Annotated in this window: 18 protein-coding genes; 7 read left to right on the plus strand and 11 right to left on the minus strand. The window is 64.9% G+C overall.

Annotation, left to right across the window (positions count from 1 at the left end):
• Positions 1–40: 40 nt before the first annotated feature.
• The 7 genes from P0086_RS13775 to P0086_RS13805 all read right to left on the minus strand — a co-directional run bounded on the left by P0086_RS13775 (position 41) and on the right by P0086_RS13805 (position 8,365).
• Positions 41–1,159, minus strand: coding sequence for a branched-chain amino acid ABC transporter substrate-binding protein (locus P0086_RS13775; protein WP_112593861.1), 1,119 nt, complete (start codon positions 1,157–1,159; stop codon positions 41–43).
• Between the two features lie 117 nt (positions 1,160–1,276).
• The gene (locus P0086_RS13780; protein WP_112593860.1) at positions 1,277–1,621 is read right to left on the minus strand and encodes a DUF6867 family protein; all 345 of its coding nucleotides are present in this window, start codon (positions 1,619–1,621) and stop codon (positions 1,277–1,279) included.
• 105 nt (positions 1,622–1,726) lie between these two features.
• Complete coding sequence (locus P0086_RS13785; protein WP_148149731.1) at positions 1,727–2,452, minus strand: ABC transporter ATP-binding protein; 726 nt, start codon at positions 2,450–2,452, stop codon at positions 1,727–1,729.
• Positions 2,452–3,348, minus strand: coding sequence for an ABC transporter ATP-binding protein (locus tag P0086_RS13790; RefSeq protein WP_112593858.1), 897 nt, complete (start codon positions 3,346–3,348; stop codon positions 2,452–2,454). Before P0086_RS13790 ends, P0086_RS13785 begins: the two co-directional genes overlap by 1 nt.
• Positions 3,348–4,739, minus strand: a complete 1,392-nt coding sequence (gene livM / locus P0086_RS13795; RefSeq protein WP_112593857.1) for a high-affinity branched-chain amino acid ABC transporter permease LivM — start codon at positions 4,737–4,739, stop codon at positions 3,348–3,350. The genes P0086_RS13790 and livM overlap by 1 nt, the downstream gene beginning before the upstream one ends.
• A 4-nt stretch (positions 4,740–4,743) precedes the next feature.
• On the minus strand, positions 4,744–5,646 hold the full coding sequence (locus P0086_RS13800; protein ID WP_112593856.1) for a branched-chain amino acid ABC transporter permease LivH: 903 nt from the start codon (positions 5,644–5,646) through the stop codon (positions 4,744–4,746).
• Between the two features lie 292 nt (positions 5,647–5,938).
• Entirely contained in the window at positions 5,939–8,365 is a 2,427-nt protein-coding gene (locus tag P0086_RS13805) for an FAD-dependent oxidoreductase (RefSeq protein ID WP_275786388.1), read from the minus strand.
• Between the two features lie 397 nt (positions 8,366–8,762).
• On the opposite strand from P0086_RS13805, the gene cysD reads away from it, so the two are divergent.
• The 7 genes from cysD to P0086_RS13840 all read left to right on the plus strand — a co-directional run bounded on the left by cysD (position 8,763) and on the right by P0086_RS13840 (position 16,958).
• Positions 8,763–9,677 (plus strand): sulfate adenylyltransferase subunit CysD, encoded by a 915-nt coding sequence (gene cysD, locus P0086_RS13810; RefSeq protein WP_275786979.1) that lies wholly within the window; start codon positions 8,763–8,765, stop codon positions 9,675–9,677.
• Complete coding sequence (gene cysN / locus P0086_RS13815; protein ID WP_275786391.1) at positions 9,677–11,569, plus strand: sulfate adenylyltransferase subunit CysN; 1,893 nt, start codon at positions 9,677–9,679, stop codon at positions 11,567–11,569. The genes cysD and cysN overlap by 1 nt, the downstream gene beginning before the upstream one ends.
• Before the next feature lie 109 nt (positions 11,570–11,678).
• Positions 11,679–12,476: a 3'(2'),5'-bisphosphate nucleotidase CysQ gene (gene cysQ, locus P0086_RS13820; RefSeq protein ID WP_275786394.1), complete on the plus strand. Its 798-nt coding sequence runs from the start codon at positions 11,679–11,681 to the stop codon at positions 12,474–12,476.
• A 322-nt stretch (positions 12,477–12,798) separates the two neighbouring features.
• Positions 12,799–14,124: a hypothetical protein gene (locus tag P0086_RS13825; RefSeq protein WP_275786396.1), complete on the plus strand. Its 1,326-nt coding sequence runs from the start codon at positions 12,799–12,801 to the stop codon at positions 14,122–14,124.
• 36 nt (positions 14,125–14,160) lie between these two features.
• Positions 14,161–14,955 carry an ABC transporter permease gene (locus P0086_RS13830; RefSeq protein WP_275786399.1) on the plus strand — a complete coding sequence of 265 codons (795 nt, stop codon included), beginning with the start codon at positions 14,161–14,163 and terminating at the stop codon, positions 14,953–14,955.
• Positions 14,952–15,620 carry an ABC transporter ATP-binding protein gene (locus tag P0086_RS13835; RefSeq protein WP_112593849.1) on the plus strand — a complete coding sequence of 223 codons (669 nt, stop codon included), beginning with the start codon at positions 14,952–14,954 and terminating at the stop codon, positions 15,618–15,620. Before P0086_RS13830 ends, P0086_RS13835 begins: the two co-directional genes overlap by 4 nt.
• Positions 15,621–15,920: 300 nt before the next feature.
• Positions 15,921–16,958, plus strand: a complete 1,038-nt coding sequence (locus tag P0086_RS13840; protein WP_275786402.1) for a DUF2793 domain-containing protein — start codon at positions 15,921–15,923, stop codon at positions 16,956–16,958.
• Between the two features lie 30 nt (positions 16,959–16,988).
• Here P0086_RS13840 and P0086_RS13845 read toward each other — a convergent pair whose 3' ends face one another.
• The 4 genes from P0086_RS13845 to P0086_RS13860 all read right to left on the minus strand — a co-directional run bounded on the left by P0086_RS13845 (position 16,989) and on the right by P0086_RS13860 (position 24,724).
• On the minus strand, positions 16,989–18,386 hold the full coding sequence (locus P0086_RS13845) for a hypothetical protein (RefSeq protein WP_162702435.1): 1,398 nt from the start codon (positions 18,384–18,386) through the stop codon (positions 16,989–16,991).
• A 205-nt stretch (positions 18,387–18,591) separates the two neighbouring features.
• Positions 18,592–20,622, minus strand: coding sequence for a capsular polysaccharide biosynthesis protein (locus P0086_RS13850; RefSeq protein ID WP_275786405.1), 2,031 nt, complete (start codon positions 20,620–20,622; stop codon positions 18,592–18,594).
• A 97-nt stretch (positions 20,623–20,719) separates the two neighbouring features.
• Entirely contained in the window at positions 20,720–21,853 is a 1,134-nt protein-coding gene (locus tag P0086_RS13855) for a polysaccharide biosynthesis/export family protein (protein ID WP_275786982.1), read from the minus strand.
• A gap of 423 nt (positions 21,854–22,276) precedes the next feature.
• The gene (locus tag P0086_RS13860; RefSeq protein ID WP_275786408.1) at positions 22,277–24,724 is read right to left on the minus strand and encodes an FAD-dependent oxidoreductase; all 2,448 of its coding nucleotides are present in this window, start codon (positions 24,722–24,724) and stop codon (positions 22,277–22,279) included.
• Positions 24,725–24,739: the final 15 nt, after the last annotated feature.

Below are 24,739 nucleotides of genomic sequence, written 5' to 3' on the forward strand. Positions count from 1 at the left end.
GTTTCGGGCGGTCTTGGCGCCGCCCTTTCCGCCGGAACGATTATTCGTTCTCGAAGTAGCTGTACTTGCCGTCCTCACCCTTCTTCCAGGTGTACATGACGTAGTCCGGACGGGTGATGTCGCCCTTCTCGTCGAAGCCGAGCTCGCCGATGGCGGTCTTGAACGGACCCTTGGACTTGATCGCTTCCGCGACAGCCTGGGTGTCGGTGCCGCCGGCAGCCTTGGCGCCCTCAGCGATGACCTGTACGGCCGCATAGGCATAGAGCGTGTAGGCTTCGGGCTCGAAGCCGGAGGCGCGGAACTTCTCGACGAGTTCCTTTGCAGCCGGGTTCTTGCGCGGGTCCGGAGCGAACGTCATCAGCGTGCCGTCGACGGCGTCGCCGGCGATCGAGGCCAGTTCGTTCGAAACGATACCGTCGCCCGACATCAGCGTCGCCTGAAGGCCCTGGTCCTTCATCTGGCGCATGATCAGGCCGGCTTCCGTGTGCAGGCCGCCGTAGTAGACGATCGTCACGCCGGCATCCTTCATCTTGGCGATCAGGGCCGAGAAGTCCTTGTCGCCGGTGTTGATGCCTTCGTAGAGGGCTTCGGTGACGCCGGCGTCGTTCATGGCCTTCTTGGTCTCGTCAGCAAGACCCTGACCGTACGGGGTCTTGTCGTGGATGACGGCGACCTTGGCGTCCTTGAAGTTGGCGGCGATGAAGGCACCGGCTACGGCGCCCTGCTGGTCGTCACGGCCGCAGGTACGGAACGTGTTCCAGAGACCGCGCTCGGTGTAGGTCGGGTTCGTCGAGGCAGGGGTGATCTGCACGATGCCGTTCTCGGCGTAGATTTCCGAGGTCGGGATCGAAACGCCCGAGTTGAAGTGACCGACGACGAACTTGACACCGTCAGCGACGAACTTGTTGGCGACCGAAACGCCCTGCTTCGGGTCGGAAACGTCGTCGCCCAGAACGACCTTGAGCTGTTCGCCGTTGATGCCGCCGGCGGCGTTGATGTCGGCCACGGCCTGCTCGGCACCCTTCTGCAGCTGCGCGCCGAAGGCGGCGTTCGGGCCGGTCAGCGGGCCGCCGACGCCGATCAGGATGTCAGCCCATGCATTGCCGCTGAACGCGACCATTGCAGCCAGCGCAACAGCAGACAAGAGAGACTTCTTCATTTCGTTACTCCCAATTTTGAGGCAGGTCAGTTTTTAACCGGTCGCAATACCCACCACCACTGCGCCGGTGTCTTTGTTCCAAGACCGGCGCCAGCACGCCGGGCGTGGGGTTCCCTCTTATTTGGCTTTCCAGGAGAAGGGCGAAGCCTTCTCGTAGAGCCAATAGTAGATATTGGTCATCTGCTTCGTGCGGTAATAGCGATAACCGGCCGTAGCAAACAACAAAAGCACCACCGTGTCCACGAAATAGTACTGCAAAGTCAGCATGCTACCGTGAAACAGCGCGTGGTGGATGAAGCGGATGGCGACCCCCAGAAGGAGCACGTAGAAGACGAGCGTCCGGTAGGTCTGCCAGTTTTCCGCAACGCTCTTGCCCGTCCGCCAGGCCGTCCAGCCGCCCATGATGACGGTCACGAACAGGAACTGCAGAAACGACGGCTCCTCGTAGAGAATTCCCTGCATGTCACATACTCCCTCTACAGCGCCGCGCGTCATCGAACTCGCGCAAGGGTCGCTGCAACGCCTTGGTTCTGCGCATGGCCCCGAGGGGCCAGGCGCGGGCCATCGTCAATGCCGTCCGCCTTCGAGATAGGCGGCGCGCACTTCCGGATTGGCCAACAATTCCTTGCCCGAACCGCTCATCGTCACCCGGCCGTTGACCATGACGTAGCCGCGGTCGGAGAGCTTGAGAGCGGCAAAGGCGTTCTGCTCGACGAGGAACACGGTCAAGCCCTGCTCCTTGTTCAGCACCTTGATGGCGTCGAAGATCTGCTTGACGATCAAGGGCGCAAGGCCGAGCGAGGGTTCGTCGAGCAGAAGCAGCTTCGGCCGCGCCATCAGCGCGCGTCCGATCGACAGCATCTGCTGCTCGCCGCCCGAAAGCGTACCACCGCGCTGCGCCTGACGCTCCTTCAGCCGCGGGAACAGCGTGAAGATCTTCTCCACGTCCTCGTCGAAGTACTTCAGCTTGTCGAGGCTCGCCCCCATCTGGAGGTTCTCGTAGACCGTCATCCGCGGAAAGATGCGGCGGCCTTCCGGCGACTGCGCCACGCGCAGCCGCGCGATCTCGTGGGTCGGCAGCCGGGTGATGTCCTGGCCGTCGAAGGTGATGCTGCCGGTCCGCGCCTGCGGGCTGCCGCAGATGGTCATCATCAGGGTCGACTTGCCGGCGCCGTTGGCGCCGATGAGGCTGACGATCTCGCCGCGCTTGACCTCGACGTCGACGCCGGCCAGCGCGCGGATGTTGCCGTAGTAGGTCTCGACGCCATGGACCTTGAGAAGGGTCTCGCTCATCAGTGCTTGCCCCCCTGCTCGCCGTCCGTCTCCTGGATCTCCTCGATCTGCTCGATCACCTCTTCGACCTCTTCGTCCTCGACGCCCAGATAGGCCGCGATGACCCTCGGATCGTTCTTCACCGCATCCGGCGTTCCGTCGGAAATCTTCTGCCCGTACTCCAGCACGATGACGTGGTCGGAGATTTCCATGACCACCGACATGTCGTGCTCGATGAGCAGGATCGACGTGCCGGTGTCCTTGCGGATCGACCGCAGGAGGTCGTTGAGCGCCAGCGACTCGCGCGGGTTGAGGCCCGCCGCCGGCTCGTCGAGGCACAGGAACTCCGGCCCCGTGCACATGGCACGCGCGATCTCCAGGCGGCGCTGCGCGCCGTAGGGAAGGTCGCCGGCCGGATCGTCGGCACGGTCGATCAGGTTCGCCTTCTCCAGCCAGTGCTTGGCGAGCTCGATCGATTCGGCCTGCGCGCGGCGATAGCCGCTGAAGCCGAGAAGGCCGAGGATCGTATAGCCCGAGGCCCGCATCAGCATGTTGTGCTGTGCCACCAGCAGGTTTTCCAAGACCGTCAGGCCGGAGAACATGCGGATGTTCTGGAAGGTACGGGCGACCTTGGCGTCGCGGGTGATCTCGAAGTCCGGCATGCGTTCCAAAAGGAACTTCTTGCCCGACTGCTGCGTCATCGAGATCATGCCCATCGTCGGCTTGTAGAAGCCGGTGACGCAGTTGAAGACCGTCGTCTTGCCGGCGCCGTTCGGGCCGATGAGGGCGGTGATGTCGCCGCGCCTGGCCTCGAAGGACAGGTCGTTGATCGCCATCAGGCCGCCGAAGCGCATCGACAGATGCTCGACTTTGAGGATTGGATCGTTGTTCATCGCGTTCGTCTCGAGGGCGGACATCAGCCGTGTCCCTCCTTGGTGAAGCTGCCGGACACGGACTTGCGCTCGTGCAGGAAGGCGGTCGGTTCGCGGCTGCCGACGAACCCGCGCGGCTTCCAGACCATGACCACGACCATGGCAAGGCCGAAGATCAGCATGCGGTAGAGTTCCGGCGTGAAGTCGGGGCCGAACACGGTCTTGAGGAACGTCATCTCGCGCAGGAGCTCCGTGCCGCCGACCATGACGGTCGCTGCGACCGCGATGCCGACCAGCGAGCCCATGCCGCCGAGAACGACGATCGCAAGGATGATGGCCGATTCCAGGAAGACGAAGGATTCCGGCGAGACGAAGCCCTGGCGCACCGCGAAGAAGGAGCCGGCGAAGCCGCCGAACATCGCCCCGGTCGCAAAGGCGGTCAGTTTCGTCGTGACGGTGTTGATGCCGAGCGAACGGCAGGCGATCTCGTCCTCGCGCAGCGCTTCCCAGGCCCGCCCGATCGGCATGCGACGCAGGCGGATAGTGACGTAGGCGGTCAGAAGCGCCAGCGCCAGGATCACGTAGAACAGGAAGATCTTGTAGTAGGCCGACGACATCGGCAGGCCGAACGCCTTGGCGAAATTATTCGGCGCGCTGACATCAAACGACCAGATGCCGAACACCGAGGCCTTCGGAATGCCCGAGATGCCGAAGGTGCCCTTCGTCACTTCCGTCCAGTTGATCAGGACGAGGCGGATGATCTCACCGAAGGCGAGCGTCACGATCGCCAGGTAGTCGCCCTTCAGGCGCAGCACCGGGAAGCCGAGGATCATTCCCCAGAAGGCGGCAAGGATGCCGGCGAGCGGCAGGAGGATCCAGAACGAGAAGCCGAAGTGCTGGGACAGCAGCGCGTAGGAATAGGCGCCGACCGCATAGAAGGCGACGTATCCGAGGTCGAGCAGGCCGGCGAGGCCGACGACGATGTTCAGGCCCCAGGCCAGCATCACGTAGATCAGGATCTGGATGCCGAAGTTGTCGACCCATTTCAGCGAGCCCTGCACGCCGAAGAGCAAGACCGCGACCGGCGGCATCAGCACGAGCGCGGCAATCGCGATCTTGCTGAAGTTGCGGGCGATGAAGCTTTCCGGCGCCGCTTTTTCCACTTCGGCCGCCTTGGCGGCCTTGCGGGATGCGATCCACGGCTGGAGATAGAGCACGCCAAGGAAGCGGCCGACGGCGGCGACTGCGACGAAGATCGCAAGCAGGCCCCAGCGCTGGTTGAGAACCAGTTCGTTGCGGATGTTCTGGGTGGTCTCCAGACCGACGAACAGGAAGAAGAGGCCGAAGGCGACGAGACCGGCGTAGAAGCCCTCGCGCAGAGCCCGCGCCGTCAGGTTCCCGGCGGCGCTCTCGGTGGAGTAGGTAGTCGTTGCCATTGAGTTATACCTTCTCGACTTCCGGACGTCCGAGGATGCCGGACGGCTTGAAGATCAGCACGATGGCGAGGATCGAGAACGTCGCGACGTCCTTGTAGTCGATCGTGAAATAGGCCGACCAGAGCGACTCGATCAGGCCGATCAGGAGCCCGCCGAGCACGGCACCCGGCAGCGAGCCGATGCCGCCCAGAACGGCCGCGGTGAAGGCCTTGACGCCCGGCACGAAGCCGTCGGTGAAGACGATCACGCCATAGTACATCAGATACATCGTCCCGGCGACGGCGGCGAGCGCGGCACCCATGACGAAGGTGATCGAGATCGTGCGGTCGACGTCGATGCCGAGCAGCGCGGCCATTTTGCGGTCCTGTTCGGTGGCGCGCTGGGCGCGGCCGAGCGAGGTCCTGTTGACGATGTACCAGAACACCGCCAGCAGCGACACCGTCAGGATCATGATCAGCACCTGCTTCAGCGAGATCGAGATGCCGAAGACGTTGTAGACCGACGAGACGAGCGGCGGGATCGGCTTGTTGCGCGGACCCTGGGTAACCTGGATGAAGTTCGACAGCGTGATCGACATGCCGATCGCGGTGATCAGCGGCGCAAGCCGGAACGAACCGCGCAGCGGCCGGTAGGCGACCTTCTCGATCGTCCAGTTCCACAGCGACGCCGTGAGCATGGCCGCGGCCATCATCACGAGCAGCAGGATGACGACCGGCAGGCCGACGAAGACGCTGGTAAGGATGAGAAAGACGATCAGGGCGGCGAAGCCGCCGAGCATGAAAATGTCGCCGTGGGCGAAGTTGATCATGCCGATGATGCCGTAGACCATCGTATAACCGATGGCAATCAGCCCATAGATCGAGCCGAGAGTCAGCCCGTTGATGAGCTGCTGGACAAAATATTCCATTACCTATCCCCTGGATGCAATCCTGACGGCTGCATCTCTTGTTATTGAGCCCCCTAGGCAAGCTCATGAATAAGGGGATTCCATACTGCTTTCCATCCAAAAGGAAAGCGCAAAATGCCCGACCCCAGCAATTCGACGGGTTTTTGGTGAGTTTGACGACAAAACGTGCAGGAAAACTAAAAAAACAGCTGTTCATATGGGGAAAAACCCGTCAGCACCGCGGAATCCACGGTTCCGCAGCCTCACCGACGTTCCCAGTCCCGCGCCGTTTCACCCTTGAAACTGGCGTTTGTCAGCCCCGCATCCGGACGCCGTCGGGGTCATGGAGCGGCTGCCGCTGCAGTCTTGCCGGAAGCAGCGCGCCCAAGAGCTCGACCGACCAGCCCTCCTCCACGTCGGCGATCTCCTTCGGAACGTAGCCGATCGCGACCGACACCTCCGACGCATGCGCATAGCCGCCGGAGGTGACCCAGCCGCGGACCGCGCCGTCCAGATAGATCGGCTCGTCGCCGATCACGTCGGCGTCGTCCGCCTGGAGGATGAAGGTCCTGAGCCTGAGGCTGCCACCTTCCGCCTTCTCTTGCAATGCCGCAGCCTTGCCGATGAAGTCGGCGTCCTTTTTCGTGGCGACGAAGCGGTCGAGCCCGGCTTCGACCGGCCCGTAGAGCGGCCGGTATTCGCGCGCCCAGCTGCCGTAGGACTTTTCGAGGCGAAGCGCATTCAGCGCCCGCAGGCCGAACAGCCGGATGCCGAGTTCTGCCCCCTCCTGCATCAGAAGGTCGAAGAGGTAGCGCTGGTACTCCGGCTTCATCCAGATCTCGTATCCGAGGTCGCCGGTGTAGCTGACGCGGCCGACGATGGCCGGCGCCATGCCGAGATCCATCCGGCGGATGCTCATGAACGGGAACGCCGCATCCGACAGGTCGAGATGGGTGAGCTTCTGCATCAGCGCCCGCGCATTCGGGCCGGCGACCGCAAGGCCGACCAGCGACAGCCCGAGCGCCTCGAGCGCCACCGAGCCATCCTTCGGCAAGTGCCGCTCGAACCAGCGCATGTGATAGCCTTCGGCAATCCCCGAGCCGACCAGCAGGAAATCGTCCTCGCCAAGCTTGCCGAGCGTGAAGTCGCCGATCAGCTTGCCGTCTTCCTTCAGCATCGGGGCGAGCGTCATGCGCCCGGTTTCCGGCATCCGTGGCGTCAGCATCCGGTCGAGCCAGGCCGCCGCCCCCTTGCCCCTGACCGCATATTTGGCAAAGCCGGAGGTCTCCATCAGGCCGACGCTCTCCCGCACCGCCCTCGCCTCCGCACCGACCGTGTCGAAGTCGGTGGACCGCCGCCACGAGAAATGGTCCTCGGCACCTTCCGGCGCATACCAGAGCGGCTGCTCCAGCCCGTATGAAGCGCCGAACACCGCACCCGCCTCCTTCAGCCGGTCGTAGATCGGCGTCGTCAGCAGCGGCCGGGCCGCCGGCAGCTCCTCGTTCGGATAGCGGATGGAGAAGCGGCGCGAGTAGTTCTCGCGGACCTTGGCGTTGGTATAGGACAGCGTCGCATAGTCGCCGTAGCGGGACACGTCCATGGCGAAGACGTCGAAACCCGGATCGCCGTGGATCATCCAGTTGGCAAGCGCCAGCCCGACGCCGCCGCCCTGGCTGAAGCCGGCCATGACCGCACAGGCCGACCAGAAATTCGTCATGCCGCGAACCGGGCCGACGAGCGGGTTTCCGTCCGGGGAGAAGGTGAAGGGCCCGTTGATGATCTTGCGGATCCCGGTCCGGTTGAAGGCGGGGAAATGGCGGAAGCCGACTTCGAGTTCGGGCGTGATCCGCTCCAGGTCTTCCGCCAGCAGCTCATGGCCGAAATCCCACGGCGTGGAGAGCGGCGACCACGGCCGGCACGCCTTCTCATAGGTGCCCATCAGCATGCCGTTGCGCTCCTGGCGGATATAGATCTCGCCGTCGAAATCGACGCAGTGCATCAGTTCCCGGCCCTGCGTGCGGTTGAACTCGATGACCTCCGGCATGTCCTCGGTGATGAGATACATGTGCTCCATGGCGAGCACCGGCAGTTCCAGCCCGACCATGCGGCCGATCTCGCGCGCCCACAGCCCGCCGCAGTTGACGACGTGCTCGGCTGCGATCTCGCCCTTGTCGGTGATCACCCGCCAGGTGCCGTCGGCAAGTTGCACCAGGTCCTCCACCTTGGTGTGGAGATAGATCTCCGCGCCGTTCTTCTTCGCGGACTTGGCATAGGCATGCGTGGTGCCGTAGGGGTCGAGGTGACCTTCGACGGGGTCGTAGACCGCGCCGACGAACTGGTCGGGATCGAGCAGCGGCATCAGCGCATGCGCCTCCTTCGGCGTCAGGAGCTCCGCCTCGAGGCCCATGTAGCGCCCCTTCGCCAGGATCGACTTCATCCAGTCGAACCGGTCCTTGGTGGCGGCGAGCATCATGCCGGAGGTCATGTGCAGGCCAATGTCCTGGCCGGAATAGGCCTCGATCTCCTTGTAGAGCTCGACGGTGTATTTCTGCAGCTTGGCGACGTTGGGATCGCCGTTGATCGTATGCATGCCGCCGGCGGCGTGCCAGGTCGACCCGGAGGTGAGCTCGGAGCGCTCGAGCAGCACGACGTCGCTCCAGCCGAACTTCGTCAGGTGATAGAGGACCGAGCACCCGACGACACCGCCACCGATGACGACGACCCTGGCATGGCTTTTCATGGACGGCTCTCCTGTGGGCTTGGCGGCCGCCCGGTGTCCGCGGCCGCGAACGAAGGTGGCACGCCGGCCGCAACGTCAGGCTGCAGCCGAACGAGGCGATGGTAGTGGCAAAGCAGGGCGCGTCAAAGCCACCCGTGCGAACAGCGCTGGCCGATTTCCGCCATCCCGCGGCCTGCCCGCGCCGCGCCGCCGCCATGCGATTGCCGCTTTTGCGTTGCTTTGGAAACACACGCCGCCCGTGCTTTTCCCACAATGGTGTGTGAATTCCGCCGCAAGCATTGCGGCCCGGGCATAAAGACGGGTACATGGGCGAAAAAAGTAACGATCAACCGGCCAGGCACATTCGGCGGGAAACAGCCGACGTCGCGGCCATTGCCGTCGGGCTCCGGGGACGGCAATCGGAAAGCGGAACATGTCGCTGACACATCTTCAACGCCTCGAGGCTGAGGCCATCCACATCTTTCGCGAGGTCGCGGCGACGGCATCCCGTCCGGTGATGCTCTATTCGATCGGCAAGGATTCGTCGGTCATGCTGCATCTGGCCCGCAAGGCCTTCTATCCGGCCAAGCCCCCCTTCCCGCTCCTCCACGTCGACACGACCTGGAAGTTCCGCGAGATGATCGCCTTCCGCGACCAGACCGTCGCCGATCTCGGGCTGGAGCTGATCGTCCACGTCAATCTCGACGGGCTGGAACAGAACATCGGCCCCTTCACCCACGGCTCCAGCATCCACACCCACGTGATGAAGACGCTGGGCCTCCGGCAGGCGCTCGACAAATACGGCTTCGACGCGGCCTTCGGCGGTGCCCGGCGCGACGAGGAGAAGTCGCGCGCCAAGGAGCGCATCTTCTCCTTCCGCAACGCCCAGCATGCCTGGGATCCGAAGAACCAGCGCCCCGAGATGTGGAAGACCTACAATACGCGCGTCGCCCCCGGCGAATCGATCCGCATCTTCCCGCTGTCCAACTGGACCGAGCTGGACATCTGGCAGTACATCCTGAAGGAAGAGATCCCGATCGTGCCGCTCTACTTCGCCGACCGGCGCCCGATCGTCGAGCGCGACGGCATGATGATCATGGTGGACGACGAGCGCATGCCGCTTGCGGAGGGCGAGAAGGCCGAGAACCGCCTGGTGCGCTTCCGCACGCTCGGCTGCTATCCGCTGACCGGCGCGATCGATTCGAGCGCCACCACCGTGCCCGACATCGTCCGCGAGATGCTGACGGCACGAACCTCCGAACGGCAGGGGCGCCTGATCGACAAGGACGAGGCCGGCTCGATGGAGAAGAAGAAGCGGGAGGGTTATTTCTGATGACGGCACTTGCCTCTTCCGTCGCACCGGACACGTTGCAGGACTATCTTGCGGAGCAGGAAGCCAAGCCGTTGCTGCGCTTCATCACCTGCGGATCGGTGGACGACGGCAAGTCGACGCTGATCGGCCGGCTGCTGTACGACACCAAGCTGATCTTCGACGACCAGCTGTCTACGCTCGAGCGCGACAGCGCCCGCCACGGCACGGCCGGCGAGGAGATCGACTTCGCCCTTCTGCTGGACGGGCTCGAGGCCGAGCGCGAACAGGGCATCACCATCGACGTCGCCTACCGCTATTTCGCCACCGCCGAGCGCCGCTTCATCGTCGCCGACTCCCCCGGCCACGAGGAATATACCCGCAACATGGCGACCGGCGCCTCCACCGCCGATCTCGCCGTCGTGCTGGTCGACGCCCGGCAAGGCATCCTGCGGCAGACGCGCCGCCATGCCTACATCGCCTCGCTGCTCGGCATCCGCCACATCGTGCTGGCGGTCAACAAGATCGACCTCGTCGGCTACGACGAGGCCGTGTTCGCCGACATCGCCGGGGAGTTCCGCAGGTTCGCGGGCGACCTGGGCTTTGCCACCATCACCCCGATCCCGATGTCGGCGCGCCATGGCGACAACGTCACGACGAATTCGGCGCGCATGCCGTGGTACGCGGGACCGACGCTGCTCGGCCACCTGGAAACCGTCCAGCTCGCCGGAGAGGATCTGGGCCGACCGTTCCGCATGCCGGTGCAGCTCGTGACCCGCCCCGATCAAGACTTCCGCGGCTTCGCCGGGCAGATCGCATCCGGACGCATCGCCGTCGGCGACAGCATCGTCGTCGCCAAGTCCGGGCGGACGTCGGTGGTCAAGGCGCTCGTTACCGCCGATGGCGACCTGTCGTCGGCATCCGAGGGCCAGGCCGTCACGATCGTGCTGAGCGACGAGATCGACATCTCCCGCGGCGACATGCTGGCGACCCCGAACGATCGCCCGCAACTGGCCGACCAGTTCATGGCGCATCTCGTCTGGTTCTCCACCGAGCCGATGATGCCGGGACGCAGCTACATCCTGCGCACCGAGACCGACAGCATCAGCGCCACCGTCACCGGGCTCAAGTACCAGGTCGACATCAACACCTTCTCGCACGAGGCGGCCAAGTCGCTGCACATGAACGAGATCGGTGTCTGCAACATCGCCACCCAGGCCCCGATCGCCTTCGACAGCTACAAGGACAACCGCACGACCGGCAACTTCGTGCTGATCGACCGCCTCACCAACGCCACCGTCGGCGCCGGCATGATCGACCATCCGCTGCGCCGCGCCACGAACGTCCAGTGGCAGGCGCTCGACATCGACCAGAACGCCCGCGCCGCGCTGAAGCACCAGAAGCCCGCGGTCCTGTGGCTGACCGGCTATTCCGGAGCCGGCAAGTCCACGATTGCCAACATGCTCGAAAAGCTGCTGCATGCGAGCGGTCGCCATACCTATGTCCTCGACGGCGACAACGTGCGCCATGGGCTGAACCGCGATCTCGGCTTCACGCCGGAGGACCGGGTGGAGAACATCCGCCGCATCGCCGAGGTCGCCCGCCTGATGACGCAGGCCGGGCTGATCGTGATCGTATCGGCCATTTCGCCGTTCCGTTCGGAGCGGCGCATGGCCCGCGATCTCTTCAGCGACGGCGAATTCATCGAGGTGTTCGTCGACACGCCGCTGGAAGAATGCGCCAAGCGCGATCCGAAGGGCCTCTACAAGAAGGCGATGGCCGGCGAGCTGCAGAACTTCACCGGGATCAGTTCGCCCTACGAGCAGCCCGAGGCGCCGGAAATCCATTTGAAGACGGCGGGGCATGACCCGGGCGAACTGGCGGCGCAGATCGAGCACTACCTCGCCGGGCGCTGATGCCGTTCTGCCTGCGACCTCGTTCGCCCCGACACCCGTGAACCTGTCGGTCCGGTCCGCTTGCGGTCCGGGCCGACCTTCGCACAGAGACCAGATCAGGACCTTTTCGATGGCACTTCCGGACAATCTCGCCGAGACACTGGCAAGGGCGGCACTCGATGCCGGCCGGGAAATCCTTGCCGTCTACAGGGATGGCCCGACGGTATCGGTGAAGAGCGACTGCACGCCGGTGACCGAGGCCGACGAGCGCGCCGAAGCCGTCATCCTCGCCCGCCTCGCGGATGCCTTTCCGGATATCCCGGTGGTCGCCGAGGAGGCGGTGGCGGCCGGCAAGGTGCCCGATATCGAGGGTCGCAGCTTTTTCCTGGTCGATCCGCTCGACGGCACCCGCGAGTTCATCTCGCGCCGCGACGAATTCACCGTCAACATCGCGCTGATCGACGCCGGCGTTCCGGTCGCCGGGATCGTCTACGCGCCGGCGCTGAAGCGCGCCTATTGGGGCGCCGACGGCGTTGCCGAGAAATTCGATGTCTCCGACGATTTCACGATGGTCGATCGCCGGCCGATCCGTTGCCGCGCCAAGGGCGAGCGGCTGACCGCGGTGGTCAGCCGGAGCCATGGGGATCCGGAAACGGACGCCTTCCTCGACCGCACCGGCATCAGCGACCATACGACGGTCGGCTCGTCCCTGAAGTTCTGCCTGTTGGCAGAGGGCCTCGCCGACGTCTATCCGCGATTCGGCCGGACGATGGAGTGGGATACCGCCGCGGGCGATGCGGTCCTGCGCGCAGCCGGCGGCCGCGTGACCCGCGCCGACGGATCGCCTTTCCTCTATGGCAAGACCAACCAGCAGACCGATACCGATTTTGCCAATCCGGCCTTCATTGGCTGGGCTTCTGCCGCCTGATTTCGATACGAAGTAAGGATTCGTTAGCCAACGGGCGTCATAAAATCACCGGATTGACCCTGCAAAGGAAGCTGGAAGGCATTTCGAACCGGCTCTGGAGCGAACGCGCAAGGCAGGGCCTGAACCTCCCCGCCTCGGACAATACCGGGCGCTCATCTTGTAACACGGCTGCAGATCGAATAAACTGCCGCTTCCTCAGGCAGTTAGTAAATATTTGCAAGTCAGAGACGAGAGTATTGACGTGAAGAAAGATACTGCGCCCGCGGCGCCGGAACTGGAATCAGAGACCCGAGAACAGCCGCAGGCCAGCAATCTTCTGGATATGGCAAAGGCTCGAATCGTGCGGCGTGCGGAGCGGCAGAAGCGCCGCCTGATCCGCGAGGCTTCGATCGGCGCGAGCGCAAGGACCAAGAGCGATCCGTTCGACGACGACGACGAGGATCTCGCACCCGCCAAGACCGATCGCGACAAAAAGTTCTCCACCAAGTCGATCTTCGAGATGCCGGTTCTGCCCAAGAAGCGGCGCAAGGTCAACTGGACCAGCATTTCATTCGCCTTGGCGGTGATCCTGCCGACGATCCTGACCGGGCTGTACTTCGCCTTCACCGCCAGCCCGCAATACGAGGTGGAAACGCAGTTCGCGGTCCGCGGCTCCAGCCAGGGCTCGCTGAATGCGCTGGGCCTCGGCAGCCTGATGGGCACGACGGCGGAAGCGGGCGATTCCTACATCGTCGCCGACTACATCCATTCGCAGCAGATCCTGCAGGACATCAAGGACCAGGCGGGCCTGGACGTGCGCAGTCTCTACGCGCACGACTTCATCGACTTCGTCTACAAGACGGACGCCGTTGCGCCACTGGACGAGTTCGTCGGCTACTGGCGCGACATGGTCAATGTGAGCTTCAACTCGACGACCGGCAACGTCACCTTGCAGGTCTATGCCTTCAAGCCCGAGGACGCCAAGAAGATCACCGACGCCATTCTCCTCGTCTCGGAAAACCTCGTGAACCGGCTGTCCGAGGAGTCCCGCATCCAGTACACCGAGGTCGTCAACAGGCAGGTCGAGCGCGCAGAACAGCGCCTCGCCGCCGTTCGCCGGCAACTGGCGGACCTGCGCCAGACACAGCAGGCGCTCGACCCGAAGGCGATCGCCTCGTTGGAATCGTCGATCATCGGCTCGATCGAGCAGGAACTCGCCTCCGTGCGGACCCGCTACAAGGCCCTGGTCACGGCCGCGAGCCGTGAGGCTCCGTCCGCCAAGGTCATGGAGCGGCGAATTGTCGCACTCGAGGCCCAGCTGGCCGAACAAAAGGCCCGCGTCGGAACCGGCGCGGTCCAGAAGACCGGCCGCAATCCGGACGCCGACAGCGGCACGCTCTCCGAAGTGATGGATACCTTCACCCAGCTTGCGCTGGAGGAGGAGTTTGCGGTCAAGGCCTACACGACCTCGCTGACCGGTCTGGAGACCGCGATGGTCGAGGCACAGAAGCAGGAGCGCTTCTTCGCCACCTATGTCCCGCCGCGGACACCGGAAATCGCTATCTATCCGAGGCGCATCCTGAACACGCTGCTGGGCTTCCTCGCCTTCTCCGCGGCGTGGCTGATCGGCTTCTTCGCCTACAAATCGATCAAGGATCACGCGATTTGATCCGCGGCCAGAGCGGCGCATAGGGGCGCAGCGCCAATGTTACTGACGGAAAAGAGCTTCCGCTATGCGCTGTCGGAGAACGTGCGGGTCATCGGCGCACTCGTCATCCGAAGCGGCGTGACGCGCTTCGGAGAAAGCCGCATAGGCTATCTCTGGACGCTGGCCGAGCCGTCGATCTATGTCGGCATGTTCCTAGCCATGCATGGCCTGGTACGGACCTCGCTGCCGTTCGGCGACAGTGCCATGCTGTTCTTCCTGACGGGTGTCATCGGCTTCCGCATGACGAACCTGATCGCCCGCAAGGCCGCCAACGGGCTGTCTCATAACGGGCCGATGCTGGGCTATCCTCTGGTAAAGCCGCTGGACACGATCGTCGCCGCGTTCCTGCTGGAGACCATCATCTGGATGATCATCTGCGCACTGTTTATGTTCTTCATGTTTGCAGCCCTGGAGCGCCACATCATCGTCTATCCGCTGGAGTTCGCGAGCGCGCTCCTGGCGATCTGCTATTTCGCCTTCTCCTTTGCCGTCTTCAACGCCACGTTCGGGGCACTAGTGCCGCTATGGGCCAAGATCCTGAGCTTCAGCAACATGATCCTCATGTTTACTTCCGGCGTATTGTTCGTGCCCTCCACCCTGCCGCCATCCCTGTTGGCGATTGTCTGGTGGAACCCGTTCCTGCACTGTGTTGAATGGTTCCGCTCGGCGACCTATCTCGACTATGTCACGGTGCTGAGCAAGACCTACCTGCTGTCCGCCGCGACGTGCTTCCTCGTGACGGGCCTTGCCCTCGAGCGTATCTACCGAAACAGGATCATAAGCAGCGAATGATCGTTTTCGACAACGTCAGCAAGGTTTTCAAGAACCCGCGCGGTGGCGGCAAGAAAGTCGTCCTGGAGAACTTTACGGCGACGTTCCGCCCCGGCCTGAACATCGGCATCCTCGGCCGCAACGGCGCGGGCAAGTCGACCTTGATGAACCTCATCTCCGGGATCGACACGCCGACCGGCGGCCGCATCTATCGGGAAGGCAAGATCTCCTGGCCCCTCGGCTTCAAGGGCGGGGTCCATGCCCGCCTCACGGGCACGCAGAATACCCGCTTCATCGCCGACATCTACGGCAAGGATCGCGAGGAAGTGCTGGAGTTCGTCAAGGACTTCTCCGAACTCGGTTCCTATCTCGACATGCCGGTGCGGACATACTCTGCCGGTATGCGGGCCCGCCTCGCCTTCGGCATCTGCATGGCGATCGACTTCGAATACTATCTGATCGACGAGGTCATCGCGGTCGGCGACACCACCTTCAAGAAGAAGAGCAAGAAGGTGTTCGACGAACGGCGCGAGCATGCGACCTTGCTTCTCGTGTCCCACTCCTCGTCCCTGCTGCGCGCCTTCTGTCACATTGGCGGCGTCATGAAGGACGGCAAGATCACCTTCTACGACGACATCGAAGATGCGATCGCCGTCCACGAGGACAATCTCGCCCGGGGAAAATAGGCTCCGGACCGGGGATGTCCGAGAGCGGCGTGACCGGATTCATGCTCCACAGAGAATAGGTCTTGATGTCCGCGGACGATGATCGTCGTCCGGGGTGAATGCCCCTGCGGATCAAGCCGTTGGATGCCGTCCGCCCTGGCCTGTCCTGCCCCGGGCGGCATGGCCCGCTGCCCAGACCGGCGCAAACTCTCTCCCGCCCGGCATCCTCGCCTACCCCCTGCAGGCTACGCTCGATGTCATGCAAGAGCGAAGGCGGCCGCGTTCCGCCGGCCATAGCACAGGGCGAGACAGGAGAGAGACATGCAGGAACAGACGGCGCGGCTTGGCATTCCCTACATCTTGCCGTCGCAGGCGCAGAAGCACGTGCCCCACAACGAAGGGCTGGACGCGCTGGACATGATGGTCCAGCTGGTGCTGCAGGAGATCGCCGACGCCCCGCCTCCGGCACCGGCGGACGGCGCCTGCTATGGCGTGGCATCGGCGCCGACGGGCGCCTGGGCCGGGATGGCCGGCCAGGTCGCCCAATGGCGCGACGGCGGCTGGCACTTCCTGCAGCCGAAGGCGGGCTGGCTCGCATGGTGCATCCTCGACCAGCGCCTGCACGTGCACGACGGCGCCGGCTGGCAACCTTTCACCCACGTCGGCGAGCTGCCGACCCTCGGCATCAATGCTGCAGCCGACGAGACGAACCGGCTTTCGCTGTCGGCTGCCGCGAGCCTCTTCTCACATCAGGGCAGCGATCACAGGCTGAAGATCAACAAGGCCGGCCCGGGCGACACGGCGAGCCTCATCTTTCAGAGCGGCTGGACGGGGCTGGCCGAGATGGGCCTTGCGGGCAGCGACAGCTTCGCCATCAAGGTCTCGGACGGTGCGGGCGACTGGCGGACGGCGCTCAGCATCGAGCCCTCGGGCCATGTGGCAACGCCCCACCGGCCGGCAGCGCGCGCCTGGCTGACCAGTCCCTCAACGGCCCCCTCGCCCGGCACCCTGATCGGCTTCACCGACACCGCGGTTGCAACCGGCGGCTTCGCGCTCGGGGCACCCGTGCCGGGCGGCGTCGGCAACAGTCTCGTCGCCCCCGTCCCGGCTCTCTACCTGATATGCCTTTCGGCCGTCCCCACGGCGACGGGCCCGCTCCAGGTCCAGGTCATGCTCAACGGTACCACGCCCGTGCTCGGCACCGGCCTTCAGTCGGGCACGCCGATCGGACGCAAGATCTGTGTATGCGGGATCGTCTCGCTGGCTCAGGGCGAATGGGTCGCGCTTCAACACCTGGGGTCTGCCGCCCCGGAATTCGGCTTCGACAAAACGGAGCTTTCGATTGTCGCGCTGACCTAGCGTAGAGCCGGGACCGCGGGTCCTGAAGCCTCAGCCTTGCGCGGCATCCGGCAGCTTGCCGCCGAAGTGCGCGGTCACCACCTCGCTCTGCCGGCTCTGGCCCGCGGTATGCGCCCTCTCAGCGACCGCCGCCACCAGCCTGTCACGCAAGGCGTGGATCGCCACCTCGATGCCCTCATAGGCATAGAAGTCGCCCGGCTGCAGACATTGCTCGTGCAGCCACGAAAGGTAGCGCGTGCGCATCTCGCCGGGCGCGACCTTGTTCCAGGTCCAGAAGCCGTCGAGATCGATGCCCTTGTTCACGCAGAAGGCAAGGTCGGAGTGCCGGTAGATCGCCTGCCCCATCACCGCGAGCGGAATGCCGTGATGGATCGCAAACAGGCCCGACGTGCTGTTGATCGTGATCATCCCGGCCGCATGGCGCGTCAGCAGTCCGAGCGAGCCGCCGTCGATGATGTGGACCCGGTCGGCGACGTCGTTCAACTGGCTGACCTGCCGGATGAACTGGCGGTCACGGCTGTGCCCCCGCTCCATCGGATGGATCTTGAACACCAGCTGGTGGCTCGCCGGCGCATTGCGCGCGAACGAAACGATCGACTTGAGGATGAGCTTCTGGTTGTTCCAGCTGCCGGCGGCCCGTCCGAGCTGGCTGTCGTCATGGACCTGCAGCGGGATCAGGTAGTACTTGTGATCGTAATACTCCAGCAACCGCTCCACACACCGGTAGTTGGCGCTCAGATTGCGGAATTTCCGATAGTAGTTCTTGAACCAGTAGAAGGCCTCGGAGGCCAGCATGCGTTTCTGCTTGTGAAACAGCTTGCGTTCGCCGGCGGTGGAAAACAGGTTCCGCAGCGAGAAATAGAGGAACGCATAGGACGCCATAGCGCCGAAGGACGAGGCATAGGAAACGCCCTTGCGCCGGTCCGAATAGCGCCCCGTGTAATCGTCGGGTGGCAGCTTTCCGGCAATCGGCGAGCGCCAGTTGTTGCCGCCGAACTCGAGCGTGATGTTGCCGGGCCGCAGATACCCTTCCTCCAGGCAGATCACCGGAATGCCGAGTTTCTCGCAGCAGGCGATCGCCACCCTGTGGATCTCGCGCTCGCAGCCGAACAGGACGACGAAGTCGAAGCCGTGGGCGCTGAGCATCTCCGACAGCCAGAGATTCCAGGCCTCCGCGCTGCCGTTGAAGTTCAGCGTCTTCTCGCGCTTGGCAAACAGCCGGTCGCCGACATTGAAGCAGACGCGCCAGGCGTCGAAACCGCTCTCGTTCAAAAGCGTCTGCGCCTTGCGGAAGAACGGCCCGACCGGGCCTTGCAGAAGCAGCACCCGCGGAACGCTCTTGGAGGGGAACGGGTTCGAGGGACGGCGACGCAGATTGAGATAGACGAGGCGCGAAGAGCCGCGACCTGCCGGGCCCTGATCGCGCACGCCGCTCTTCTCCGTCCGATCTCTCGAATCGTGCTCGCTTGGCATGACGCTCCGGCTTTGCATAGGATATGTGCAATGGTTGCTTGGTCATTGCATAGAAGGCTAAATTTATCAACGGAAGCAAGGTCAATTATTCTTACTGCCCTGACATTTTTCGCCAGCAGGTCACAAGCTTGGAACAGTGGCCCGCCGAAGCGGCCGATCCTCAGCCCAGCCGCCGGTCCCGCAACCGGACGGCGATCCTGTTTGCGGCGCGCGCAACGCCCGCGATTGCGCGATCGGCGATCGAGGCGGTAGCGGTCCTGCCGTCGGCGATTTCCCGGATCAGGTCCTCCGGCCGGCAGGGCATGCCGCTCAGCGGGTGGACATAGAAGGGATAGAGCAGGAGCGTCGCCGCCACCAGCATGTCGCGGTCGATCCGCCGGGTCCGGCGGACGATCGGATGCCGGTCGTCCGTCAATCCCCAGCCTGCATAGAACGGCATGCCGTGGACGCCGACGGGCTTGTCGCGGATCAGCGCCTCGAAACCGGCGAGCGAGGTCATCGTCTCGATCCGGTCGGCCCAGCCGATCCAGTGCATGATGTCGCCGTCCCTGACGATCCGGTCCGCCGCGTCCGGCTCGCGCCCGCCGGAGCGCATGCCCGACACGACGTCTGGATGCTCCTTGTAGGCGATGTAGGCTTCGGGGTAGAGGCGGCGAACGGCCGCGACGAGATCGGCATTCGACCGGACCACCGGCGAGCCGAACCGGATCGAGGCATCCTTTTCCACCTGCCCGGGAACGAGGATCTTCAGGCGCCCCGGCGCGACCGCAGGCAGGGCGGCGGCCGTACCGACATTGTACTTCGAGATGCCGCGCGAAAGCAGCAGGCTGCGCAGGTCCCGGGCGCGCGCGAGCAGTTCCGGTGTGAACTCGGCGGTCGCGATCAGCCTCTCCAGGCCGCTCGGCCGGCGCGCGTCGTAGTAGACCGTATCGCCGTCAAGCGCGATGGACGAGGGCATCACCAGCGAGACGCCGAGCCCCTTGGAGCGGATGAAGCCATCCTCGATCCGGAGGGCCGCGACACCCTCCGGCAGCGGCCGGTCCGAGCCCCATACGGCCACGCTGCCGCCGACCTCGCGGGCCCGGCGGGTGGCGACTTCGAGGCTGCGGGCGTGCAGGACCGGTCCTCCCGGCCCCTTCAGGAACGGCGCCAGCGCCCGCCGCTTCCACGGCGACATTCCGGCCGTCACGACACGCTTCGGCAGGCGCGCCCGCTGGTCGCGCACGGCGATGGCCTGCTCGATCGCCCGCTCGATCGCGCAGTCGGACCGGTCGTGCAGATCGAGGTAGCGTGAATAGCGGAGGTAGGCCGCGTCGAACACCTGCTCGACGGATGCCGCCTCGCGCGGCACCGGGACGGGCAGATGATCCTGCGTCAGGCCGCGTCCGGAGAAGAAGGCGACCCCGAAGCAATGGACCGGCTTCTCCGCCATCAGCGCCTCGAAGCCAAGCTGGCTGGAGACGGTGTAGACCGCATCGGCCTCTTCCAGCAGCGGCCACGGATTCATCGGCGCCGGCACGACGATCTCGACCCCGAGGCGTTGCGCGGCCTGCCGCAACAGGCTCCTGTCGCCCGCCGCCGGATGCGTGCGCACCACGATCGCCTTGCCGGGATGATGGGCGACCGCGTGCTCCATCATGCGGGCAAAGGCGTCGTCCCCCGCGAGCGCTCCGGCAATCGAGGCGTCGCCGGCGACCTGGTCGACCAGCAGCACATAGGGGCGGCCGGACGGCACCCCCGCTTCGCGCAGGCCGATCATCGGGCCGTTGTTGTACTTGGACAGCTGCGCCCGTCGAATCGATCCGATCAGATCACGGGCACGATCGAGCACTGCTGCGTCCGACGCCGGCTCGTCGAGGAGTCGCTGCAGCCGCGACGGCCCGCCCGCGTCGAAATAAATGCCCTCCTCATCGACGACGAACGAATGGCCCGGCTCCCCCGCGCCCGGCGCATAGCCCTTGATGAAGCCGTCCTCGAGGATGAGGCAGGGCTTTCCGGAGCGGGCGGACAGGGCCTTGGCCTTCAGCCCGGACGGACGCCAGCCCCAGCCGACGAAGCCGTCGATGCCGCCGGCGGCCCGGCCCAGCGGCCAGGAAACGATCTCCGCGCCGAGCAGGCGGGCGATGTCGGCCCGGATCCGCCAGAGGCCGGCGGACGTCACCGCGTAGGTCTTGCGCTTTCGGTCAGCCACGATGTTTCGATCCTGCTGGTCCGCCTTGAAAACCGCAAAGGGCGCCGGCCAGGCCGACGCCCCGTTCAGACTGTGAACTTATACCGCCTGGGCGCGATCAGAAAGTCCGGTTGGTGGTGCCCACCGCCGAGACCGTTCCGGTGATCATCTGGACGAACCGCGCGAAATCGGTGGCCGGATGGCGCGACAGGTAGATCACGTCGCGATTGCGGACCGGGAACGACTGGGCGACGATATAGCTCTGCGGCTTGCCGAGATCGAGGCGATAGATGATCGGGTAGCGACCCTGCCCGTCCGAGGTCATGCCCTTTGCCAGGAGATCGCGGAAGCGGTCCTCGCCGACGACGTTGCGATAGACGCTTTCGTTCTCGTAGCGGAAGATGAAGTAGCCCTTCGGATCGGCCGTCGTCATGTTGCCGCCGCCGGCGAGCGCTGCCGCCTCGATGAGGCTCAGGCTGCTGGCGTCGAACGGCACCTTGCCGGACTTCTCCGTCTGCCCGAGCGCCGAGAAGGTCTGCGGGTCATAGGTCACGTAGATCCGGTCCTCGGGACGGACGATGATGTCCTCCTTCGGATTGTCGACGATGGTCTGCAGCAGCACGGTACCGGAACGCCCGCCGCGCTTCAGCGTCACATAGGTGTCGTAGGGCGCCTTGGTGGCGCCACCGGCCCGCGCCAGCACCTCGCTCAGGTGCTCCGCATTGAGGCCGAGCGGAATCATCGCCGCATCATGGACGTCGCCCTGGACGGACACGGCCCGCGATTCGTTGCCGGCGATCGACACCAGCACATCCGGTTCCACGGCCTTCGCCTTGAGCGCGTCGACGATCGTCGTGCGGGCGGTGTCGAGGGTCATCCCGGCAAAGCGTACCGAGCCGACATAGGGGATCTGGCCGCGGCCGTCCGGCTGCACGACGACGGGAATGGTGGTGGACTTGCGCTCGGTCGTGGAGAACAGGCCGTCCGGACCCGCCTCGAAGATCGTCACGTCCAGCTTGTCGCCGACGCCGATCACCGGCACGCCGCCGGCGCCGCCGAATCCGAACGTCCGCGCCAGGCTCGGCGTGCCGAGCGTGGTCACGCTGTTGGCGACGCGCTGGTCGATTTCGACCACGTCGAAGGTCATCTTCGTCTGCGGGATCTTGTAGGAACTGCCGCCGGCAGCGCCCGATTCGATCACTTCACGCGTCAGCGGTCCGTCGCTCGGGACGATACAACCGGAAAGCGTCACCAACGCCGCGCCTGCCAAAAGGCGCACAAAAGACCGAGCAACCCAAGCCCCCGGGGTGCCGATACCTTCATACTTGCTCATCACACTGCAATTCCCTTCCGCCGCGCCCGGACGAGGCACGACGCAGAAACCGGACGGAGGTCCGCTTCATCAAATCCAACGATGGAAATAGTCAACGTCCCACCATGATCTGTCCCAGAGACCGTTCTTGGGGCCTCCGCGTCACCTTGGAGCAAATCCCTTGCACATTCGTTACGCCAAGAAAAGTCGATTTCTCGGCAGCCGGCTAAATCACGGCTTTTCCAGAAGGTTTTCCAAAGGAGTGAGGCAAAAAGATAACATTCTACCGATTGCCGATCCCCCGCGGGAGCGCCGCATTGCCGCCGGCTGCGAGGAATCGCCGGCGCTGAATGACAAGTTGACTCAGCTTCTCAGCCGCTTGCCCTGCGGGTCGTGAAGGGGCGCAAGATGTGGCCAGCAGGCAAAGCGCTGGCCGCCGACGTCCAGTTCGTAACGCCCCGACAGGACATGGGCCCTGTCGACGCCGTCCGGATTGCGAACGTAACCGAGGCCGATCGAACGGCCGATCGTATGGCCGAAGCCGCCGCTCGTCAGCCAGCCGGCCCTCTTGCCGTCGCGGTAGATCGTCTCGCGGCCGAGCAGCAGGACGGCCGGATCCTCCGGGACGAGGCAGACGAGCATCTTCTTCACCCCTTCCAGTCTCTGCCGCTCGATCGCGGCACGGCCGCGGAAATCGGCGGCCCCGCCCCTTCTTACCGCAAAGCCGAGCCCGGCCTCGATCGGCGTGTGATCGGGCCCGACGTCGATGCCCCAGAACCGGTACCCCTTTTCCAGCCGGCACGTCTCCAGCGCCCGGTAACCGGCGTTTGCGAGCCCGTCCGTCCGGCCGGCCGCCATCAGCGCGTCGTAGACCGCCGGCGCATCCGCCATCGGCAGATGCAGCTCCCAGCCGAGCTCGCCGCTGTAGCTGATCCTGATTGCGCGGACCGCACGGCCGGCGACCGTGATCGTCCGCACGGTGGAATAGGGAAAGGCCGCATTGGAGAGGTCGTCGTCGCAGACCTTCTGCAGGACGGCGCGCGAAGCGGGCCCCGTCAGCACCAGCACCGAGTGGCCCTCCGTCACGTCCTCCAGCGTCGCGTCGAGACCTTCCGGGATATTGCGGGCGATCCAGTCGAAATCGTGCGTGGCAAAACCCGTGCCGGTCACGATGTAGTACTCGTCCTCGGCGAGCCTGGCTGTCGTCAGGTCGCATTCGATGCCGCCATGATCGTTGAGCATCTGGGTGTAGACGACCGACCCCGGCGCCCCTGCCACATCGTTGGACGCGATCCAGGACAGCGCCTTTTCCGCGTCCCTTCCCTTCAGCGAATACTTGGCGAAGGACGTCTGGTCGAAGACGGCGGCGGCCTCGCGCACGGCGCGATGCTCGCGGGCGACGGCGGAAAACCAGTTCGGCCTGCCATAGGTATAGACGTCGCGTGGCGCCTCGCCGGCCTGCAGATCGGCAAACCAGTTCGGCCGCTCCCATCCGAGCTTCTCGCCGAAGCAGGCGCCCTGCGCCTTGAGCCGGTCGTAGAGCGGCGAGGTGCGGAACGGCCGGGCGCTGGAATGCTCTTCCGACGGCCAGGCCATGGTGTAGTGCTTGCCGTAGGCTTCGACGGTGCGGCGCCGGATCCAGTCGGCATCGAAATGCGGCCGCCCGAAACGGCGGATATCGACCGGCCAGAGATCGAAGGGCGGCTCGCCCTTCGCCACCCATTCGGCGAGCGCCATGCCGGCGCCGCCGCCGGATGCGATGCCGAAGGCGTTGAAACCGGCGCCGACGAAGAAATTGCGCAGGCCGGGCGCCTCGCCGAGAATGAAGTTTCCGTCGGGCGTGAAGCTCTCCGGTCCGTTCAGCAGCTGCTTCACCCCGGCCGTTTCCAGCGCCGGCACCCGTCCGAGCGCCTGTTCCATGATCTGTTCGAACCGATCGAGATCCGGATTGAGCAGGCTGAAATGGAAACCCTCCGGAATGCCGTCGACGGCCCAGGGAACGGGGTTCGGCTCGTAGCCGCCCATCACCAGCCCGCCGACCTCCTCCTTGTAGTAGGTCAGCCGGTCCGGATCGCGCAGCGTCGGAAGGTTGGAGGGCACGCCGAAGGGTTCGGTGACGAGATACTGGTGCTCCATCGGCACCAGCGGCACGTTGACGCCGAAGCGCGCGGCAAAGGCGCGCGTCCATTGCCCCGCGCAGACGACGACCCGCTCGCATTCGATCCGCCCGCGCGTGGTGACCACCGCACGGATCCGCCCCTCGCCGATGTCGAGATCGGTGACCTCCACGTCCTCGAAGATCGACGCCCCCGCCATGGTGGCGCCGCGCGCCAGGGCCTGGGTGATATCCGAGGGGTTGGCCTGCCCGTCCGTCGGCAGGAAGGCGGCGCCGACCAGATCGTCGATCGTCATCAGCGGCCAGAGCTCCTGCGCCTCCTTCGGCGTCAGAAGCTGCATCTCGAGGCCGAAGGACCGCGCCGTCGTCGCCTGCCGCCGCACCTCCGCCCAGCGCTCCTCGTTGCAGGCAAGCCGCAGCCCGCCGTTCATCTTCCAGCCCGTCGCCAGCCCGGTCTCGGCCTCGAGCGTCCGGTAGAGTTCGACGGAATAGCCGAGCAACTGGGTGATGTTCGCGCTCGTGCGCAGCTGGCCCACTAGGCCCGCGGCGTGGAAGGTCGTGCCGGAGGTCAGCTTGTGGCGTTCCAGGAGCACGGTATCCGTCCAGCCGAGCTTCGCCAGATGATAGGCTGTCGAACAGCCCACGATACCGCCGCCAATGACGACGGCCCGTGCCCTCCTCGGCAGTTCCTTCATCGCCTCCTGCCTCCC

The organism is Mycoplana sp. MJR14 (assembly GCF_029210525.1).
Lineage (GTDB): Bacteria > Pseudomonadota > Alphaproteobacteria > Rhizobiales > Rhizobiaceae > Mycoplana.

Bases quoted from the DNA above. Each gene is read 5' to 3' on its own strand.
- P0086_RS13840 (WP_275786402.1), top strand. From the start codon at position 15,921: ATGCAGGAACAGACGGCGCGGCTTGGCATTCCCTACATCTTGCCGTCG.
- P0086_RS13805 (WP_275786388.1), bottom strand. From the start codon at position 8,365: ATGAAAAGCCATGCCAGGGTCGTCGTCATCGGTGGCGGTGTCGTCGGG.
- cysQ (WP_275786394.1), top strand. From the start codon at position 11,679: ATGGCACTTCCGGACAATCTCGCCGAGACACTGGCAAGGGCGGCACTC.
- P0086_RS13830 (WP_275786399.1), top strand. From the start codon at position 14,161: ATGTTACTGACGGAAAAGAGCTTCCGCTATGCGCTGTCGGAGAACGTG.
- P0086_RS13835 (WP_112593849.1), top strand. From the start codon at position 14,952: ATGATCGTTTTCGACAACGTCAGCAAGGTTTTCAAGAACCCGCGCGGT.
- P0086_RS13860 (WP_275786408.1), bottom strand. From the start codon at position 24,724: ATGAAGGAACTGCCGAGGAGGGCACGGGCCGTCGTCATTGGCGGCGGT.
- P0086_RS13780 (WP_112593860.1), bottom strand. From the start codon at position 1,621: ATGCAGGGAATTCTCTACGAGGAGCCGTCGTTTCTGCAGTTCCTGTTC.
- P0086_RS13800 (WP_112593856.1), bottom strand. From the start codon at position 5,646: ATGGAATATTTTGTCCAGCAGCTCATCAACGGGCTGACTCTCGGCTCG.
- P0086_RS13790 (WP_112593858.1), bottom strand. From the start codon at position 3,348: ATGTCCGCCCTCGAGACGAACGCGATGAACAACGATCCAATCCTCAAA.
- livM (WP_112593857.1), bottom strand. From the start codon at position 4,739: ATGGCAACGACTACCTACTCCACCGAGAGCGCCGCCGGGAACCTGACG.
- P0086_RS13785 (WP_148149731.1), bottom strand. From the start codon at position 2,452: ATGAGCGAGACCCTTCTCAAGGTCCATGGCGTCGAGACCTACTACGGC.
- cysN (WP_275786391.1), top strand. From the start codon at position 9,677: ATGACGGCACTTGCCTCTTCCGTCGCACCGGACACGTTGCAGGACTAT.
- P0086_RS13775 (WP_112593861.1), bottom strand. From the start codon at position 1,159: ATGAAGAAGTCTCTCTTGTCTGCTGTTGCGCTGGCTGCAATGGTCGCG.
- P0086_RS13825 (WP_275786396.1), top strand. From the start codon at position 12,799: ATGGCAAAGGCTCGAATCGTGCGGCGTGCGGAGCGGCAGAAGCGCCGC.